Here is an 18017-nt window from a genome sequence, read left to right on the forward strand (position 1 = left end):
TATTTATTCGTTACAATCAAGTTACCTATATCATTGTTATCCACATGTGTTGTATAACCTTTGACCTTTGTTAATTCCTCGACTGTGTATTTTACTTGTTGACCTTTTGCTTTTTCATCTAATCCTGTCCACGTATGGCTCCAGTTATTAGATTCATTTAATGTTGCCGTTTTTCCTGTTGCTTTTCCATCTTGATATAACTCAACTTTGATTTCAGTTGGTCGTTTTCCGTCTTGGTTATTATTGTCATCCCAATTTTTTGTTACTGTTGCCGATGTCTCTCCTGGTGTATACTTGTTCGTTATTGTCGTACCGTTGATGTCTGTTGTGTAGTCTTTTACGTGATCTTCGGTCACTGTATATTCTATTTTCTTTCCTTCATCATACTTCGGTAAGTTTTTAAATTCGTACTTCCAGTTTGTTTCAGATGTCACATCTACCGTTTTTACTTTCTCTCCATTAGCCAATAAATTTATACTGACTTTTTCTGGTCTCTTACCATCTTGATTGTCTTTGTCGTCCCATACTTTTTCACCGCTAATTGATGTTGTTTCTGGCGTATATTTATTCGTCACAATCAAGTTACCCATATCATTGTTATCCACATGTGTTGTATAGCCTTTAACTTTTGTTAATTCTTCAACTGTGTATTTTACTTGTTGACCTTTTGCTTTTTCATCTAATCCTGCCCACGTATGGGTCCAGTTATTAGATTCATTTAATGTTGCCGTTTTTCCTGTTGCTTTTCCATCTTGATATAACTCAACTTTAATTTCAGTTGGTCGTTTTCCGTCTTGGTTATTATTGTCATCCCAATTTTTTGTTACTGTTGCCGATGTCTCTCCTGGTGTATACTTGTTCGTTATTGTCGTACCGTTGATGTCTGTTGTGTAGTCTTTTACGTGATCTTCGGTCACTGTATATTCTATTTTCTTTCCTTCATCATACTTCGGTAAGTTTTTAAATTCGTACTTCCAGTTTGTTTCAGATGTTACATCTACCGTTTCTACTTTCTCTCCGTTAGCCAATAAATTTACACTGACTTTTTCTGGTCTCTTACCATCTTGATTATCTTTGTCGTCCCATACTTTTTCACCGCTAATTGATGTTGTTTCTGGCGTATATTTATTCGTCACAATCAAGTTGCCCATATCATTGTTATCCACATGTGTTGTATAACCTTTGACCTTTGTTAATTCCTCGACTGTGTATTTTACTTGTTGACCTTTTGCTTTTTCATCTAATCCTGCCCACGTATGGGTCCAGTTATTAGATTCATTTAATGTTGCTGTTTTTCCTGTTGCTTTTCCATCTTGATATAACTCAACTTTGATTTCAGTTGGTCGTTTTCCGTCTTGGTTATTATTGTCATCCCAATTTTTTGTTACTGTTGCCGATGTCTCTCCTGGTGTATACTTGTTCGTTATTGTCGTACCGTTGATGTCTGTTGTGTAGTCTTTTACGTGATCTTCGGTCACTGTATATTCTATTTTCTTTCCTTCATCATACTTCGGTAAGTTTTTAAATTCGTACTTCCAGTTTGTTTCAGATGTCACATCTACCGTTTTTACTTTCTCTCCATTAGCCAATAAATTCACACTGACTTTTTCTGGTCTCTTACCATCTTGATTGTCTTTGTCGTCCCATACTTTTTCACCGCTAATTGATGTTGTTTCAATTGGTTTTTCAGTATTAGTAACCACTAAACCATTTTCTTTTTTAGTATATCCTTCTGGTGTTGTATCTTCACCTTGAGCATTTACTTCTTTAACTAAATATTTAATAGCCTTGCCATTTTTGTCATTTTCTGGAAGATTAGACCATGTCACTTTTGTCGTTCCATCTTCTAATTTTTTAATCTCTGCTTTGTCTACTGGTGTTGTGTTTTGATTGTCATCTTGTTTGTACAACTTGAAATAAATCGTTGGTTTCACTTTTTGAGATCCTTCCCAAACCTTTTGAGCAGAAACATCTTTTGTTTTTTCTATCGCTTTTGCATTTTCAATAGTCGTAAAATATCCCTGATTATCTGTATCTTTCATAGTAAACGGATATTCTTTATCCTTATCAAATGTATACGGTGCTGGCGCCTCTATTTCTTTTAAAATATAGTCTCCACTAGGCAACGCTTTAATATTAGCAATACCGTTTGCATCTGTTATAATCTCAATTTCTTTTTGATTGTCCTTTACAACTGATCCATCTTTTTTAGAAAGTTTAAATTTTACATTAGCTATAGGAGCCTTGGTATCTTTATCCTGTTTTAAAACTTTTAATTCACCTTTTACAGTACCTTCAATACCAGCATTAGCATTAATATTGTGCACAGTATGATTAAATGATTTCCCGTTCACTTCTTCCTTACCATGCTCTTGATACCAAGCTTGTGAATTATTAACAAACTCTTTTTGCTGTTCATTCGTAATTTTGGTTTTGTAGTTAATTGAAAAACTATTATATGACCCATAGCCTTGTGGAATTGTTACATCAATTGTGTTCTTCGTATTATCAACAGTTATTTTAGAACCTGGAAAAGCTTTTTCAAAATCAGTAATTGCATTTGATCCACTATAATAATTGCTATGTGTACCTGTCACATTAATGTTTAATGTGCTTAAATCTAACTGCTGTCCACCTTGAATCTGATCCTTTATAGTTATATCTTTCGATACATATCTTTTTTCATTATTAATATTTAAAAACCATCGTACATGTGTCGTATCTTCTGGCAGCATGTCTCCAGTTTTATAATAGAAAACACTACTTGTTCCCGCTTCACTTTTATGAACCGTAACATTCGTTGATTTATTCCCAGATGTTATCGTAGCTACTTTGTCATCTGAAGTATTTGTTTGCGTTAAATTTCTTCCTTGTACTTCAAATTCTGCAAATCCCGAAACATCACTTAATTTTTCTACTTTATCATTGAATGTAATTGTTGCTCCGTCTGGTGTAATAACTGCTTGACCCACCTGTTCACCTTTAACAGTTAATGGTACTGTTTTACTATAACCCTCTATCTTTACTGTACCGCTTGTCGGCCATGCCACTTTAATCGTGTCACCATTTTGTATTTTTCCATTTTTATCGTCGAATGTCATTTTTACTGTCGTTTTACCACCATCTTCTATCTTAGACGGTGATACAGTTAAATCTGTAACATTCGTTGATGAAATATCTCGTGCTGCAAATGCGTCATTTTTATTAAATAAAGGCGTGATGATATTTAATAACATTATAAAGACCATAAACTTCAACACATTCTTGTTCATAAAAACCCCTCCTTATAATCTATGTCATATCCATAGGATACTAATGATAAATTATAAACTAATTTAGTTCTTATTCAATGGAATTTATCAAAAATTCATATTATTATTTTATTATGCAAAATATATACAGTATAACGAATACAAGTGCATGAAGTTAACTTGTATCAATTAATTTCTTAGTATATTAGTTCATTTTCAAAATCTTTTAAATTTAATAAACACCATCTATACCAGTTCTTCACCGATTATCGAAAAATAATTATATTAATGATTTCGTTAATTTAATTTTATATTTAATTATTACTGTACATCTTTTGTAGTTAGCTTTATTCTTAAATTGAAATATGTATAAAACATAGAAAGAAGGACGTTTTAACATGGAAAACACGGTTAAATATCGTAAGTTTATACTCCCTATCGTTGTAGGTCTCCTTATTTGGGCACTTACACCTTTTAAACCGGATGCTGTGGATCCAACAGCATGGTATATGTTCGCAATATTCGTCGCGACAATCATTGCTTGTATTACACAACCGATGCCAATTGGGGCCGTCTCTATAATTGGATTTACAATCATGGTACTCGTTGGAATTGTTGACATGAAAACGGCTGTCGCTGGTTTTGGTAATAATAGCATTTGGTTAATTGCTATGGCATTTTTCATTTCGAGAGGATTTGTGAAAACAGGTCTTGGTAGACGGATCGCACTTCATTTCGTCAAATTATTTGGTAAAAAAACATTAGGATTAGCATATTCTATCGTCGGTGTAGATTTAATTCTAGCGCCTGCTACACCAAGTAATACCGCGCGTGCTGGTGGAATCATGTTCCCAATTATCAAATCACTTTCTGAATCATTTGGTTCGAAACCGAAAGACGGATCAGCACGCAAAATGGGTGCATTTCTTGTTTTCACAGAATTCCAAGGTAATTTAATTACTGCGGCTATGTTTTTAACTGCAATGGCCGGTAACCCCCTTGCACAAAATTTAGCATCTAGCACATCTAATGTTCACATTACATGGATGAATTGGTTCCTAGCTGCTTTAGTTCCTGGACTTGTTTCCTTAATTGTTGTACCTTTTATTATTTATAAAATTTATCCACCAACTGTTAAAGAAACACCAAATGCTAAGAGTTGGGCTGAAAATGAATTAGCGACTATGGGTAAAATCGATTTAGCTGAAAAATTTATGATTGGTATTTTTGTCATTGCTCTAACATTATGGATTGTTGGAAGTTTCATTCATATTGATGCAACTTTAACGGCCTTTATTGCGCTAGCATTGTTATTATTGACAGGCGTCTTAACATGGCAAGACATTTTAAACGAAACAGGTGCTTGGAACACATTAGTATGGTTCTCAGTATTAGTGTTAATGGCCGACCAATTAAACAAGCTTGGATTTATTCCTTGGTTAAGTAAATCCATTGCTACAAGTCTTGGTGGCTTAAGCTGGCCTATAGTACTGGTCATTTTAATATTGTTCTACTTCTATTCACATTACTTATTTGCAAGTTCTACAGCACATATCAGTGCGATGTATGCAGCATTACTAGGCGTTGCCATCGCAGCCGGTGCACCACCATTATTCAGTGCATTAATGTTAGGTTTCTTCGGTAACCTATTAGCTTCAACAACACACTATAGTAGTGGTCCAGCGCCGATTCTATTCTCTTCAGGTTACGTGACTCAAAAACGTTGGTGGACAATGAACTTAATATTAGGTTTCGTCTACTTTATTATCTGGATTGGTTTAGGATCACTTTGGATGAAAGTAATTGGTATATTTTAAAATATTTAAATTAGCGCTCGAATCTCATTGATTTAGGCGCTTTTTAATTTGTATTTAAAATCAATCTTTGCTAAATCAAGACTCCCTTTTTAAAATACGTTTATCCTTTAAATCATTGCCTACTTCACTGAAAATTTGTATAAAGATTTAAGTCATTACGTAACATCACATAAAATACATTTCTATACTAATCCGTTTCATTGATCAACATTACGTATGCCCTCATAAATCATGAAATAAAAAACACCTTCGTTTAAATTCATTTTAAGTGCGAATTCAACGAAAGTGCTTTATTTCATATTTAATGTTTCAAATTTATACGGCTATCACTGTTACTGCACACATACCTCAGTCTCACCTTATCATGACACAAAGGAAATTGAAAACACGTATAATTATCTCTCCTCGTATTTTATAGGGTTTTTGCGACCGGATGTTTCTTCAATTTAATGTATTGAGAAAGACTATATAACACAATACCTGTCCAAATAAATATAAACGTAATTAATTGATCTATACTAAAAGGCTCTTTGAAAACAAATATGCCGAGTACAAACATTATTGTTGGTCCAACGTATTGAATAAATCCTATTAACGAAAGTGGAATACGTTTTGCCCCGGCTGAGAATAGGATTAGTGGTATTGCCGTAATAGCACCAGAAAATAACAACCAAAATGATGACATGTTCAATCCAAATGACATCTGATGTTGCTGCCATAAATAAATAACGTATATGAGTCCAGCAGGTGCGGTAACAATACATTCAATCGTAATACTGCTGATGGCATCAATATGTACTACTTTTTTCAATAATCCATATGTACCAAAGGATAACGCTAATATAATAGAGACGATTGGGAATTCTCCAATTTTCAGTGTCATATATAATACACCGATGAATGCGAATAAAATGGCTAGCCATTCAAATTTATTGAATCTTTCTTTTAAAAAGATAAGTGCGAGCAAAATGCTAACAAGTGGATTTATATAATAACCTAAACTTGTTTGTAGGACGTGTCCGTTCGTTACAGCCCAAATAAATGTACCCCAATTTAATGTAATGACATAGCCTGCTACGACAATTGCTAGTAATTGAATGGGCTTGGCTAACAATTGATTCATATCTCGTTGAAATGCATTGCGTTGTTTTTGTCCAACCGCGAGTATGAAAATCATGAATATTACTGAAAATATAATACGAAAGGCTAAAATTTCAAATGCGCCTATTGCATCAACGAACTGCCAATATATAGGTAGTATTCCCCACAGAATGTATGCACTGAGTGCTAAAAATACACCTTTTTTATATTCTGTATTCACTTACATACCTCCTTACTCTCCCAATTTTTAACATGTTACGCTCACTTAGTTAAGCTAATATAACGATTTTACTAATAATATTTCGATAAAGATATCATTTTGTTTATATTTCCCACATTTATTCACCAACCACTAAACAATATTAATTTTATAAATAATTCTGTACAAATCAGGGTATATTGCCAGAAAGACTACCATACAACATAAAGGATGGATACAAATGACTTTACCTAAAATTGGAAAGCCTGCAACACGCGCGCTAAATTCACAAGGTATATACACATTAGAAGCAGTATCACAATATACGAAGTCATCTCTAATGGAGATGCATGGCGTTGGTCCTAAAGCTATATCAATATTGGAACAAGCTTTATTTCAGCACCAACTACATTTTAAAACGGAAGTTCATTCATCATTACCTTTTAAGTTAACAGGAGATGTGTCATGCAATCATGCGCCTAAACGTCAACAAATGATAGATTTTATAGTTGCTACAGCAGCATTAGATATTGAATTATTACGTTCACTGGTTACAACAGAATTTATTTGGTCTGTCCCTGGCCGCTTTGACATATACGGACCTCAAATATTAATTCAAGAACTATCTAATCATTACAATCAGGTTGCTAGTCTCAATATCCATTCCAGCATCACACATGGGTGCTTAGGTTCCATGCATGGTATTGAAATATTAAAAACTGGTAAAGAGATTCATTTTGCTCATTTTTTTGAATTTGAAAATCATAAAAAGGATGCCAAGTTAAGCAAAGTGACATCTTACATTGTTGTTGATTAATGTATCAAATTATATATATCTCAAAAAATTCTTTTGCGGTTACATGTATATTTTTATATAAAAAATAATTTTGTATAACATTTTTGTTATATGAACATTTATTACTAGAGTGCACATTGAACATACAGTATGATTAAATATCATGTTATGAAAGAAGGATATATTTTGACTGTTTTTAAAAATCAGCGTTTAAGCTGGTTACCATACATAGCTATTGTCATTTTGTTACACGTTATTGGGTTTAGTTTTTTATGGATTGCTGGAAAAGACCATCATATCTTATTTGGTATGGGGATTCTTGCATATACATTAGGTTTGCGTCATGCATTTGATGCAGATCATATCGCCGCGATAGATAATACGGTTCGCAAATTATTACAGCAACGCAAAGATCCATCTGGTGTAGGTTTCTATTTTTCAATTGGACATTCATCTGTCGTATTTTTAATGGCTGTTTTTTTAGGGGTATCTGTAAAATGGGCTAAAGATGAATTACCGCATTTCCAAGATATTGGTGGAACGATTGGTACACTAGTTTCAGGTTTCTTTTTAGTGCTTATCGGTGTGTTGAATCTAATTATTTTAATCTCTTTAATTAACTTGTTCGCTAAATTACGTCGTGAACACATTGAAGAAGCTGAAGTCGATGCATTACTTGAATCTAGAGGATTGGTTTCTCGATTTGTAGGACCTTATTTCAAATTAATCACGCGTAGTTGGCACGTATTGCCACTTGGCTTTTTATTTGGACTTGGTTTTGATACAGCTAGTGAAATTGCGTTACTCGCTCTTTCTTCAGGCGCATCACAACAAGCCATTTCATTTATCGGAATCTTATCTTTACCAATTTTATTCGCATCAGGTATGAGTTTATTGGATACATTAGATGGTGTTGTAATGAAGTATGCCTATAATTGGGCATTCTTCAATCCTATTCGCAAAATCTATTACAATATAACGATTACTGCGATATCAGTCATGGCAGCATTAGTGATTGGGATGATTGAATTGCTACAAATTCTTGCTGATAAGCTAGATTTACATGGTGCGTTTTGGGCATTCATTGGTTCGATCGAATTTGATTATTTAGGTTATATTTTAGTTGCATTATTTTTAATTACTTGGCTTATTTCAAGTTTAATTTGGAAGTTTGGTCGCATAGAACACAAATGGTCTAAATAAAGTAACTTGTCTTGCAACTACCTTTGTATTGTTGCATTTTTAGACACCCTGCATACTGACTCATTTAGGATATGCTCTCTGTTGTCATCTTTAAATCGTTTCTTTTAGAGATGACTTCATTTTGAGAGCGTATTTTTCTATTTAAAATGTATTTATCCAAAATTCAATGCTTTCGAATTTAAAATTTCAGCATTTCTGTTTAAAATTTAATTATAATCTTTAATACAGGAGGCGGTATACTAATGAATATTGCAAAGTTAGAAGATTATCTCCAAATTGAACCAACTCGTTATAATCAACCGAGTATTGAAGCATTAAATTATTATGCGACTCGCTTTATGTTAACGGTGCCTTTCGAAAATATTGATGTTCAAAATGGTAAACCAATATCTGTAGATATCGATGCACTTTTCAATAAAATTGTTCATGATAAACGCGGTGGTTTTTGTTATGAGTTAAATACATTTTTCAAAGCATATTTACAACAAAAAGGATTTAATCCTGAATTAATGTCAGCTACTATTCACACACCCGGTGGCGGTCGTAGTCTGAACGGTTCACATGCTTCACTTGTTGTTTCTATAAATGATGTATTCTATGTAACTGATGTTGGCTTTGGAGACTTACCTCTACATGTCATTCCTATTACTTCATCTGAGCATACACAACCAATTACTGATATCAGTGGTACATTCCGCGCTATTTTTAACAACGAAGACAAGGATATTTTCTATGTTCAAAAATTCGAAAATGATCATTGGCATACAAAATATGAAGCTGAATTCAAACCTAAACAAATAGAAGATTTTAATAGCAACATCGAATATAACCAAACCAACCCAGATTCAATATTTGTACAGCATTTATTAATTACAATGCCACAATCATTTGGACGCGCTACAATGTCTGAAAATCATTTAACTTTGACAAAAGCAAAGGATGGCATCTCAGAAAAGTTAGCTGTCACTAAAGATAACTATAAACATTTTTTAGAAAAATATTTTGGACTAGATATAACTATTAATCGTATTGAAAAACAATAATAGTAAAATATAAAAATATGGGCGTATCTTACTTATTGTAGGTAGCGCCCCTTTTTTATGCTTCATAAACACAACAAAAAGGATATGACACAAACTTCATGTCACACCCTTCTTTTGAACCGCTTCATTTTACTTAAGCAAGTGCATCTACAACATAAATGACACCTACGAATACAAATGCAATAGCAATCATCGTCGAAATAAAGACGATACCCATTAATGGATTAAATAATAAAATGACACCGAAAACAATACCTAATAAATTAAAAATCACTGAAATTAATTTTAAGCTACCACTACCCGTAAACGTAAATAATCCTGCAATAGAACTAAAAATGAACCAGAATGCAAACATGTAGATAAAAAATGCCGAGCTAGCGCCAACATTAAAAATGACAATAAGACCAAAGAGAATATCTACAATCCCCATAAACAGAATCCAATTTTGGTTACCACCTACTAAAGCTTTTGCTTTTCTACGGTAAATGATTTGAATCACACCGTTAATTAATACAAACAGTCCAATCAACCAGGTAATAGCATAAAAATTTTCAATTGGGAATGTAAAAATAACAACTGCCAACATTAATAATAATACACCCATTATTAAACTAGACCATTTAATACCTTGGTTTGCTTTTGCCATAAAAATCAATTCCTTTCAAATAAAGCCCTCTTTATATTTTCATTAGTGCCACTATTATTCATTGTTTAAATTCCCTCATCTTAACTTATAGAAACATTTCCTCACTGCTAATACTGTGATGCTCAGATTAGTTGAATTGCTTTCCAATAATCCAAATTCACCCGAGAAAATCACGATATATTAATATCTTTCAACTATGTAAGATTCAAACATTGAATTGTAAGTTTAGATAAAGGCTACTACTCCAAACATTATTTAAAATGAAATTAAATACAAAAGGAGTGATACTATGACGATATTATCAGTGCAACATGTTTCAAAAACATACGGTAAAAAGCACACATTTCAAGCACTTAAAGATATTAACTTTGACATACAAAAAGGCGAATTCGTTGCGATTATGGGGCCTTCTGGATCAGGTAAGACAACCTTATTAAATGTACTAAGTTCAATTGACCAAATTTCTAGCGGTAGCGTGATTGCTAACGGACAAGAGCTTAATAAACTTAATCAAAAAGCACTTGCCAAATTCCGTAAAGAATCATTAGGTTTCATCTTCCAAGATTACAGTATTCTGCCGACATTAACTGTTAAAGAAAACATTATGTTACCTTTATCTGTTCAAAAAATGTCGAAAGCAACAATGGAAGAAAATTATAAAGCGATTACTACAGCATTAGGTATTTATGACCTGGGAAATAAATACCCTAGCGAATTATCTGGTGGTCAACAACAAAGAACTGCAGCAGCGAGAGCATTTGTTCATAAACCACAAATCATATTTGCAGATGAGCCAACAGGCGCACTCGACTCGAAAAGTGCAAATGACTTATTACAACGTTTGGAAGAAATGAATAAATCGTTTGATACAACTATTGTCATGGTTACACATGATCCGGTTGCAGCAAGTTTTGCAGAACGTGTCATCATGCTAAAAGATGGCCAAATTCATACACAACTTTATCAGGAAGGACGTTCTAAACAGGCCTTTTATGAAGACATTGTACATCTTCAATCAGTATTAGGTGGTGTCTCAAATGACATTTAACCATATCGTTTTAAAAAACTTACGTCAAAACTTAAAACATTATGCAATGTATTTATTTTCATTATTTTTTAGCATCGTCTTATATTTCAGTTTTACAACCTTACAGTTTACTAAAGGTGTAAATAATGATGACTCGATGGCCATCATTAAGAAAGGTGCTTTAGTCGGATCAATATTTTTATTTATCATTATTGTCATCTTTTTAATGTATGCCAATCATTTATTCGTGAAACGCCGTACACGTGAATTTGCGCTATTTCAGTTGATTGGTTTAACACGACAAAACATTTTGAAAATGTTAGCACTTGAACAAATGATTGTATTTTTAATCACAGGTGTTGTCGGTGTATTATGTGGCATTGCAGGTGCACAATTATTGCTTTCCATTGTATCTAAATTGATGTCGTTATCGATTAACTTATCGATACATTTCGAACCTATGGCCCTTGTTTTAACTATTTTCATGCTAATTATTGCGTATGTACTGATTTTATTTCAAAGTGCTTTATTTCTAAAAAGACGTAGTATCTTATCAATGATGAAAGACTCAATTAAAACTGATGTTACAACTGCTAAAGTAACGACTGCAGAGATTATTTCAGGCGTATTAGGTATTGCTATGATTGCACTAGGATATTATATGGCGACAGAAATGTTTGGTATGTTCAAAGCACTAACTATGGCTATGACATCACCGTTTATCATTTTATTTTTAACGGTTGTAGGCGCCTATTTATTCTTCAGAAGTTCCGTGTCACTTATTTTTAAAACATTGAAAAAATCAAAAAATGGACGCGTATCTATTACCGATGTTGTATTCACATCGTCTATTATGTACAGAATGAAGAAAAATGCCATGTCTTTAACTATCATTGCAATTATTTCTGCAGTTACAGTAACTGTATTGTGTTTCGCGGCATTATCTAAATCAAATACAGATCAAACCCTTACATCTATGGCACCAAATGAATTTAACGTGGTCGCTACTCAAGATGCTAAACAATTTGAAACTAAACTAAGCCAACAACAAATTACATTTTCTAAAAATGCTTACGAAACTATTACTGTAGATAATGTTAAAGATCAGGTTATTACTTTGGAAAATGGTAGTGATTCAGGTCGCACGAATTCAATATTAAGTGCAAATAACAAGTTAACAGGCAACAATGCCATCATTACAAATACAAAATCGCTGCCTAACGTGATTAATATTCATTTAAACAAAGATTTAGTAGTAAAAGGTACAAAGAACGAGACTTTCCGTGTTACACAAGAAGACAAAGGTAAGGTTTATCCTTTAAATCTAAGCTTCAACTCACCTGTCGTCGAAGTAAGTCCTGAAAAGTATCAGCAGTTGAAAACACAAAATAACGTTCATACTTTTTATGGATATGATATTAAACAAACATCACAAAAGGAAAAAGCTCAAGCAATTGCAAAACAGTTTGGAGACAAAGTCATCACGTATGATGAAATGAAAAAAGAGGTCGATGCTACTAACGGTATTCTAATATTTGTTACATCATTTTTAGGATTAGCATTTTTAGTAGCAGCTGGATGTATTATTTATATTAAACAAATGGATGAAACTGAGGATGAACTAAGTAACTTCAGAATATTAAAACGCATAGGCTTTACGCATACAGATATGCTTAAGGGATTATTATTAAAAATTACTTTCAACTTCGGTTTACCATTATTGATTGCTATATTACATGCAGTATTCGCCGCAATAGCATTTATGAAATTGATGGGTAATATTTCCTTCATGCCGGTTATTGTAGTAATTGTTGTATACACACTCATTTACATTACTTTTGCTTTAATTGCTTTTGTACATTCAAACAAATTGATTAAGAAAACCATTTAACACTTACGATTAAAAGATGCTTCATTGAGATTTTGATTTTAAGCAATGCAGTATAACTATTAACTGATTTATAAAAAGGAGAGATTGAATCATGAAATTTAGAGAATTAGTAAAACAATCATACGAGGATTTGAAAAATTTGACTGTAACTTGGTATAACGTCATTGCTTTAACAATGATTGTTATTGTCTTAAGCGTAGTTACAACACCAATTATAGGTATTCCAGCTGGTTTATTAGGTGGCGCTTATTATTTAAAACGCCGTGAAGAAAAAGGTAAATAAATAAGCCTTCTGTGCTAAACTCAATATGTATTTCCTACCAAAGAAAACATAAGGAGTTAGGACATCTTGAAGGAGATACTATTGTTGGTCGTCGTCATGGTAGTGCATTCATTACTTTGGTAGAAAGAGTATCCAAGATGATTATCACCTTACGACCCTTAGGTCGTAAGGCAACTGATATAGAAAACGCTCTACACTCAATGTTTTCATCTTTACCTTCTCATATATTTAAATCAATTACTTTTGATTGTGGTAAGGAGTTCTCAAACTGGAAAACAATAAGCAACTGTCACAATATATCTATATTTTTTGCTGATCCAAGCACGCCATCACAGCGAGGTTTAAATGAACATTCTAACGGAATACTTAGACGCAGTGGATTAAATAAAGAACTAGATTTCAATTTAGTAACGGATGATCATATCATCAGTGTTGCTCAAAAAATCAATCATCATCCTAGAAAATCTTTAGGTTATAGAACAACATTGGAAGTATTTATGAGTTTCATCGAAGATGATAAACTTGTCCAGCTTAATTTGACAATCTAAAGCTATATAAAAAAGCCGTTGGTCTCTTCGAAACTACGGCTTTTCTCTGTGCTATAAAATCAGTATGGCGAAGCACAGTGATCATTGAATTCTGACTTTATATAATCAAGAGTATCTTTGGATACACTGATGATATCTATAACAGCATTGCTAATGTAGAATATATTTTCTTGATTATAGAATACAATAAATGGCTCCACTAAACCTATTTTAATATATAAAGAATAATCAATTAAGTCTTTGTTTTTTATATTTTTAATAGTTGCAATAACATACTTCTCATCGGTAGAATGGATTTCTTCGTACCAGTTAGTAATATTAAAAAAACGACCAATTCTTGTTTTTTCTCTAAATTTAACAGGATATAAGTATTCAGACAAAAATGTACATTTCGTCTTTGATTGGTTATTAAATATAACATTAATAATATTAGAAATTTGCTTTTTATTGAGAACATCAATATCTAAGCGTATCCTATTTTTCTCAGGTGCTTGAAAATAGGGAATTTCATGTTCTAAATCAAAATGTATTTGTTGTGTTTCAAGGTTAATAATCATTTTAATCTCCAATTCTTTTTAGGTTAGCATCGTATGTACCACTTCTTGTTTTCTTGCTACCTAAATTATTAATACTGCTTGCACCTTTCCATTTTATCTTCTCATATATTTAAATCAATTACTTTTGATTGTGGTAAGGAGTTCTCAAACTGGAAAACATTATGTAACTGTCACGATATATCTATATTTTTTGCTGATCCAGGCACGCCATCACAGCGAGGTTTAAATGAACATTCTAACGGAATAATTAGACGCAGTGGATTAGATAAAGAACTAGATTTCAATTTAGTAACGGATGATCATATCATCAGTGTTGCTCAAAAAATCAATCATCATCCTAGAAAATCTTTAGGTTATAGAACACCATTGGAAGTATTTATGAGTTTCATCGAAGATGATAAACTTGTCCAGCTTAATTTGACAATCTAAAGATTTATAAAAAAGGAGAGATTGAATCATGAAATTTAGAGAATTAGTAAAACAATCATATGAGGATTTGAAAAATTTGACTGTAACTTGGTATAACGTCATTGCTTTAACAATACTTGTTATTGTATTAAGCTCATTCACAACACCAATGATAGGCATTCCAGCTGGTTTATTAGGTGGCTCCTATTATTTAAAACGTCGTGAAGAAAAAGGCAAGTAAGCACATTCCATCGGTATAGAACATTGCTATGACCTTTCAAGTCAGATTTTAATATCAACAAGTAGCGTTTATCGCTGCTTGTTTTTTATGGATTGCTTATAAAATCATCATGTTTAAACGATATGTCACTTTGAAAACTAGCAAACACCATAAAAGACTACAATTTTTTTATTTTTATAAACCCCTTTAAATCAACGTTTCTAAGGTTTTTAAAAATCTTTTTTAATTTATTTTCAAAAAACACTGTACATTATGCCAATATGAGCGTATAGTTGGTCTTACGTAATAAAAGCTCGTGAATTAAATTGTAGTGTATTTGTTTAGAATATCCTCTTTTTTAGTTATGAATTTGTTACAAATATTAAGTGCAAAAGCACATGGAGGTTTTCTATATGAATAACGGTACAGTAAAATGGTTTAACGCAGAAAAAGGTTTTGGTTTCATCGAACAAGAAAATGGCGGAGACGTATTCGTACATTTCTCAGGTATCGCTAGCGATGGCTACAAAACTTTAGAAGAAGGTCAAAAAGTTACTTTCGAAATCACTGAAGGTCAACGTGGAGACCAAGCAGTTAACGTACAAACTGTTTAATCTTACAAAATAAAACGACTCATTATAAATGAATCGCTTTGATTACCAACAAGGTTTAGAACCTTGTTGGTATTTTTTTATGCTATTTCGGATAATATGAGACGATACGATGATGATTTATAAAAATTTATTTGCCAAATACACACTAAGGAAAATTATGAGGCTGAGTGTACCAACTACTGATATAATAGAAAGCGCATTTGTCATCGTATTTCTAGCTTTAGTCGTTTGTACTTCACTAGGATCTTTTCCATTCATAAAAGCAACAATTCGATCGTAGTTGTCCATTTTATGCACTTTTTTTAAATCTTCTATTTTCATAGATGCATAAAAGCCTATTCCCAAAATGATTGCCACCGTTATACCCCAAGTCCAATTCCAATAAACAACTAAAGGTCCCATTAAAATTGCAGCTAATGTCATGAAAATAAGCATCACATATGTCCATAAGTTAAGACTTCGTTGCACTTTAATATCAGGTACAAATGGAATAGTCCCTTTTACTAAATCATCTAAAGTTACATTGAACAATTCGCACATCATTAATAAGTTATGTATGTCTGGTAAGCTTTTGTCATTTTCCCAATTAGAAATACTCTGCCTAGATACATATAACTTTTCAGCAAGATATTCTTGTGAATAACCATCTCGTTCCCTATATTTTTTAATTTGTTTACTCAGATTCAATTACATACGCCTCCATTCAATTAGTACAATCATTACAATCAGACTATCAGATAAAGTTAAATCAAGTCACCTGTATGATTGACTAAATGTTTTGACATACGACAACATCGGGGTTCGAAGACTCCCTTAAGACAGACCTGTATGATTACGCGCTTGTAATTTTCTCAATGCCAACTTGAATTTCACTTATTAATGATGCAACTTTTCCATGCTATTCAATGCTTGCAAAGTTAGTCCTAGTTAAGAGATTACGTTCACACTATTTACTATTCGATTTTCCAGCTTTCCAACTATGCTTTTCTAATCTTTTTTGTGCTATAAATTCTACCGCTTCAAAAATACATACTGCACTGATGAACCAGCTTAGGAAACCAACAACAATGCTAATCAACCACATGTGCGTCATATGTAACATCATCCATGTAACTAAAATACAAACTAATACCCCTGTCATACCAAACACTGCGCCACGACTTACATGCACAGCGACTTTATCACCATATTGCATACCTGTAATAAACATAGACACTAAAAATACTGCCGGAAACGTTGCAAATATACCGCCAAATTCTTTCCAAGGTAGTGTTACAGATACAATATAACTTAATAATACTGCAAATCCCCCCACAAAAAATTTCATTAATGTTAATTTCATGATGTTCTGCCTCCAATAATTTATTACTTAATAACTGAATACAACTAATTATCACGCATTTTCCAAACTATAAATGTCTAATACTGAATATTGCGAGGGAAATGACAAACCAACAAACAACTGTGAATATTGCGCCTTTCCGATAACCTTTATGCTTAATGTAGAGAGATGTCAAAAATACAGTTAATATACAAGACAGAATACCGACAATTGCTCCAGTACTAAGATTCATCGACATCTCCACTAATTGCGTACCACGATGATCTAAAGCTAATGCGATAATAGCCGCAAGAAAGACTGCCGGCATAGTAGCTATAATACCTCCTAACTTACCACCTACCTTATCAGCAATAATTGAAGCTAATGCAACAGCGATACCACCAATGACAAAATGAAGAATTGCACTTCCAATTGAAAACATCTTCAACGTACCTTTCTATAATTAATTCAATACAAAACGTATCATTCACACAAAGTGTAAAACTTAAATTTTCTACTGTAAAGGCAACTCAAGCGATGTTCATAAAGCTTTCATGATACTTTCATAAACTAGCAATAAAGGGTTCAAATGAAAGTATATCCAGCTCAAATTAGGGAGTGGGACAGAAATGATATTTTCGCAAAATTTATTTCGTCGTCCCACCCCAGCAAGGTTGACTAGAATTGAAAAAAGCTTGTTACAAGCGCATTTTCGTTCAGTCAACTACTGCCAATATAACTTCGTAGAGCATAGAACATTGATTTATGTACCAGCCTGATCAACATATAAATATAAATTTTTATGTTTCACGTAAAACAAATCAAAACCACCCGTGTGAACGGGTGGTTTGTTCAGCGGCTATAAGCCTTCCTTACTGGCCAGCCCTAAAAGGGCACTGAAAAGTCAGCCAACTGCACTACTATTCCAGCAACCCTAAAGGGTTACTCTTTTTTCTTTCTTTTTCTATTTTTCTCTCCAGTGAAAGGATCTAAATATTCTTCCATTGAGATTTGGTCTGCAACGATATCCTCTTGTAATTGATTACGAATATAATTTTCAATCACTTTTTTATTTCTACCTACTGTATCCAC

Annotated in this window: 16 protein-coding genes and 4 pseudogenes; 11 read left to right on the plus strand and 9 right to left on the minus strand. The window is 32.9% G+C overall.

The genetic code is table 11. The features are described from left to right. On the minus strand, positions 1 to 3272 hold a 3272-nt coding region (cna, locus tag IDG65_RS12895), incomplete at its 3' end, for a collagen adhesin Cna (RefSeq protein WP_206174135.1). Positions 3273 to 3649: 377 nt separating this feature from the next. On the opposite strand from cna, the gene IDG65_RS12900 reads away from it, so the two are divergent. After that, the gene (locus IDG65_RS12900; RefSeq protein WP_000432361.1) at positions 3650 to 5068 is read left to right on the plus strand and encodes an anion permease; all 1419 of its coding nucleotides are present in this window, start codon (positions 3650 to 3652) and stop codon (positions 5066 to 5068) included. A gap of 412 nt (positions 5069 to 5480) precedes the next feature. Here IDG65_RS12900 and rarD read toward each other — a convergent pair whose 3' ends face one another. Further along, positions 5481 to 6389 carry an EamA family transporter RarD gene (gene rarD, locus IDG65_RS12905; protein WP_001091185.1) on the minus strand — a complete coding sequence of 303 codons (909 nt, stop codon included), beginning with the start codon at positions 6387 to 6389 and terminating at the stop codon, positions 5481 to 5483. 220 nt (positions 6390 to 6609) lie between these two features. On the opposite strand from rarD, the gene IDG65_RS12910 reads away from it, so the two are divergent. From IDG65_RS12910 to IDG65_RS12920, 3 genes are all read left to right on the plus strand, one after another. After that, positions 6610 to 7185, plus strand: a complete 576-nt coding sequence (locus IDG65_RS12910) for a helix-hairpin-helix domain-containing protein (RefSeq protein WP_000174567.1) — start codon at positions 6610 to 6612, stop codon at positions 7183 to 7185. Positions 7186 to 7350: 165 nt separating this feature from the next. Beyond that, positions 7351 to 8367 (plus strand): HoxN/HupN/NixA family nickel/cobalt transporter, encoded by a 1017-nt coding sequence (locus IDG65_RS12915; RefSeq protein WP_000215648.1) that lies wholly within the window; start codon positions 7351 to 7353, stop codon positions 8365 to 8367. Positions 8368 to 8609: 242 nt separating this feature from the next. After that, the gene (locus IDG65_RS12920) at positions 8610 to 9410 is read left to right on the plus strand and encodes an arylamine N-acetyltransferase family protein (RefSeq protein WP_001017411.1); all 801 of its coding nucleotides are present in this window, start codon (positions 8610 to 8612) and stop codon (positions 9408 to 9410) included. Between the two features lie 133 nt (positions 9411 to 9543). Here IDG65_RS12920 and IDG65_RS12925 read toward each other — a convergent pair whose 3' ends face one another. After that, complete coding sequence (locus IDG65_RS12925; protein ID WP_001029676.1) at positions 9544 to 10056, minus strand: HdeD family acid-resistance protein; 513 nt, start codon at positions 10054 to 10056, stop codon at positions 9544 to 9546. A 289-nt stretch (positions 10057 to 10345) separates the two neighbouring features. Here IDG65_RS12925 and vraD point away from each other — a divergent pair, with 289 nt between their 5' ends. From vraD to IDG65_RS12945, 4 genes and pseudogenes are all read left to right on the plus strand, one after another. Beyond that, entirely contained in the window at positions 10346 to 11104 is a 759-nt protein-coding gene (gene vraD, locus IDG65_RS12930; protein WP_000154162.1) for a peptide resistance ABC transporter ATP-binding subunit VraD, read from the plus strand. Beyond that, positions 11094 to 12974, plus strand: a complete 1881-nt coding sequence (gene vraE / locus IDG65_RS12935; protein ID WP_000143677.1) for a peptide resistance ABC transporter permease subunit VraE — start codon at positions 11094 to 11096, stop codon at positions 12972 to 12974. Before vraD ends, vraE begins: the two co-directional genes overlap by 11 nt. 91 nt (positions 12975 to 13065) lie before the next feature. After that, a complete protein-coding gene (gene vraH, locus IDG65_RS12940; protein WP_000672042.1) occupies positions 13066 to 13257 on the plus strand; it encodes a peptide resistance ABC transporter activity modulator VraH in 192 nt (63 codons plus the stop codon). A 35-nt stretch (positions 13258 to 13292) separates the two neighbouring features. After that, positions 13293 to 13805: pseudogene (locus tag IDG65_RS12945) on the plus strand (IS30 family transposase); the annotation flags it as partial. A 59-nt stretch (positions 13806 to 13864) separates the two neighbouring features. On the opposite strand, the gene IDG65_RS12950 reads toward IDG65_RS12945, so the two are convergent. Then, positions 13865 to 14362, minus strand: a complete 498-nt coding sequence (locus tag IDG65_RS12950) for a hypothetical protein (RefSeq protein ID WP_000586231.1) — start codon at positions 14360 to 14362, stop codon at positions 13865 to 13867. A gap of 1 nt (position 14363) precedes the next feature. After that, positions 14364 to 14453: pseudogene (locus IDG65_RS12955) on the minus strand (toxin C-terminal domain-containing protein); the annotation flags it as partial. An 11-nt stretch (positions 14454 to 14464) separates the two neighbouring features. Here IDG65_RS12955 and IDG65_RS12960 point away from each other — a divergent pair. The 3 genes and pseudogenes from IDG65_RS12960 to IDG65_RS12970 all read left to right on the plus strand — a co-directional run. Beyond that, a pseudogene (locus tag IDG65_RS12960) lies at positions 14465 to 14791 on the plus strand (IS30 family transposase); the annotation flags it as partial. A 28-nt stretch (positions 14792 to 14819) separates the two neighbouring features. Further along, positions 14820 to 15011 (plus strand): peptide resistance ABC transporter activity modulator VraH, encoded by a 192-nt coding sequence (gene vraH, locus IDG65_RS12965; RefSeq protein ID WP_000672039.1) that lies wholly within the window; start codon positions 14820 to 14822, stop codon positions 15009 to 15011. Between the two features lie 392 nt (positions 15012 to 15403). After that, positions 15404 to 15604 carry a cold-shock protein gene (locus tag IDG65_RS12970; RefSeq protein ID WP_001059079.1) on the plus strand — a complete coding sequence of 67 codons (201 nt, stop codon included), beginning with the start codon at positions 15404 to 15406 and terminating at the stop codon, positions 15602 to 15604. Between the two features lie 117 nt (positions 15605 to 15721). Here the strand turns inward: IDG65_RS12970 and IDG65_RS12975 are convergent, their stop codons facing one another. The 4 genes and pseudogenes from IDG65_RS12975 to IDG65_RS12990 form a co-directional block, all read right to left on the minus strand. Next, positions 15722 to 16291, minus strand: coding sequence for a helix-turn-helix transcriptional regulator (locus IDG65_RS12975; protein ID WP_001054129.1), 570 nt, complete (start codon positions 16289 to 16291; stop codon positions 15722 to 15724). A gap of 259 nt (positions 16292 to 16550) precedes the next feature. Then, complete coding sequence (locus tag IDG65_RS12980; protein WP_000779136.1) at positions 16551 to 16946, minus strand: DUF3147 family protein; 396 nt, start codon at positions 16944 to 16946, stop codon at positions 16551 to 16553. Between the two features lie 67 nt (positions 16947 to 17013). Continuing rightward, positions 17014 to 17367, minus strand: a complete 354-nt coding sequence (locus IDG65_RS12985) for a DUF3147 family protein (protein ID WP_000491382.1) — start codon at positions 17365 to 17367, stop codon at positions 17014 to 17016. 500 nt (positions 17368 to 17867) lie between these two features. Further along, positions 17868 to 18017: pseudogene (locus tag IDG65_RS12990) on the minus strand (IS200/IS605 family transposase); the annotation flags it as partial.

It is taken from the genome of Staphylococcus sp. EG-SA-17, from assembly GCF_017151845.1.
GTDB lineage: Bacteria > Bacillota > Bacilli > Staphylococcales > Staphylococcaceae > Staphylococcus > Staphylococcus aureus.

Bases quoted from the DNA above. Each gene is read 5' to 3' on its own strand.
- IDG65_RS12900 (WP_000432361.1), top strand. From the start codon at position 3,650: ATGGAAAACACGGTTAAATATCGTAAGTTTATACTCCCTATCGTTGTA.
- IDG65_RS12910 (WP_000174567.1), top strand. From the start codon at position 6,610: ATGACTTTACCTAAAATTGGAAAGCCTGCAACACGCGCGCTAAATTCA.
- IDG65_RS12920 (WP_001017411.1), top strand. From the start codon at position 8,610: ATGAATATTGCAAAGTTAGAAGATTATCTCCAAATTGAACCAACTCGT.
- IDG65_RS12925 (WP_001029676.1), bottom strand. From the start codon at position 10,056: ATGGCAAAAGCAAACCAAGGTATTAAATGGTCTAGTTTAATAATGGGT.
- vraD (WP_000154162.1), top strand. From the start codon at position 10,346: ATGACGATATTATCAGTGCAACATGTTTCAAAAACATACGGTAAAAAG.
- vraE (WP_000143677.1), top strand. From the start codon at position 11,094: ATGACATTTAACCATATCGTTTTAAAAAACTTACGTCAAAACTTAAAA.
- vraH (WP_000672042.1), top strand. From the start codon at position 13,066: ATGAAATTTAGAGAATTAGTAAAACAATCATACGAGGATTTGAAAAAT.
- IDG65_RS12950 (WP_000586231.1), bottom strand. From the start codon at position 14,362: ATGATTATTAACCTTGAAACACAACAAATACATTTTGATTTAGAACAT.
- vraH (WP_000672039.1), top strand. From the start codon at position 14,820: ATGAAATTTAGAGAATTAGTAAAACAATCATATGAGGATTTGAAAAAT.
- IDG65_RS12970 (WP_001059079.1), top strand. From the start codon at position 15,404: ATGAATAACGGTACAGTAAAATGGTTTAACGCAGAAAAAGGTTTTGGT.
- IDG65_RS12980 (WP_000779136.1), bottom strand. From the start codon at position 16,946: ATGAAATTAACATTAATGAAATTTTTTGTGGGGGGATTTGCAGTATTA.
- IDG65_RS12985 (WP_000491382.1), bottom strand. From the start codon at position 17,367: ATGTTTTCAATTGGAAGTGCAATTCTTCATTTTGTCATTGGTGGTATC.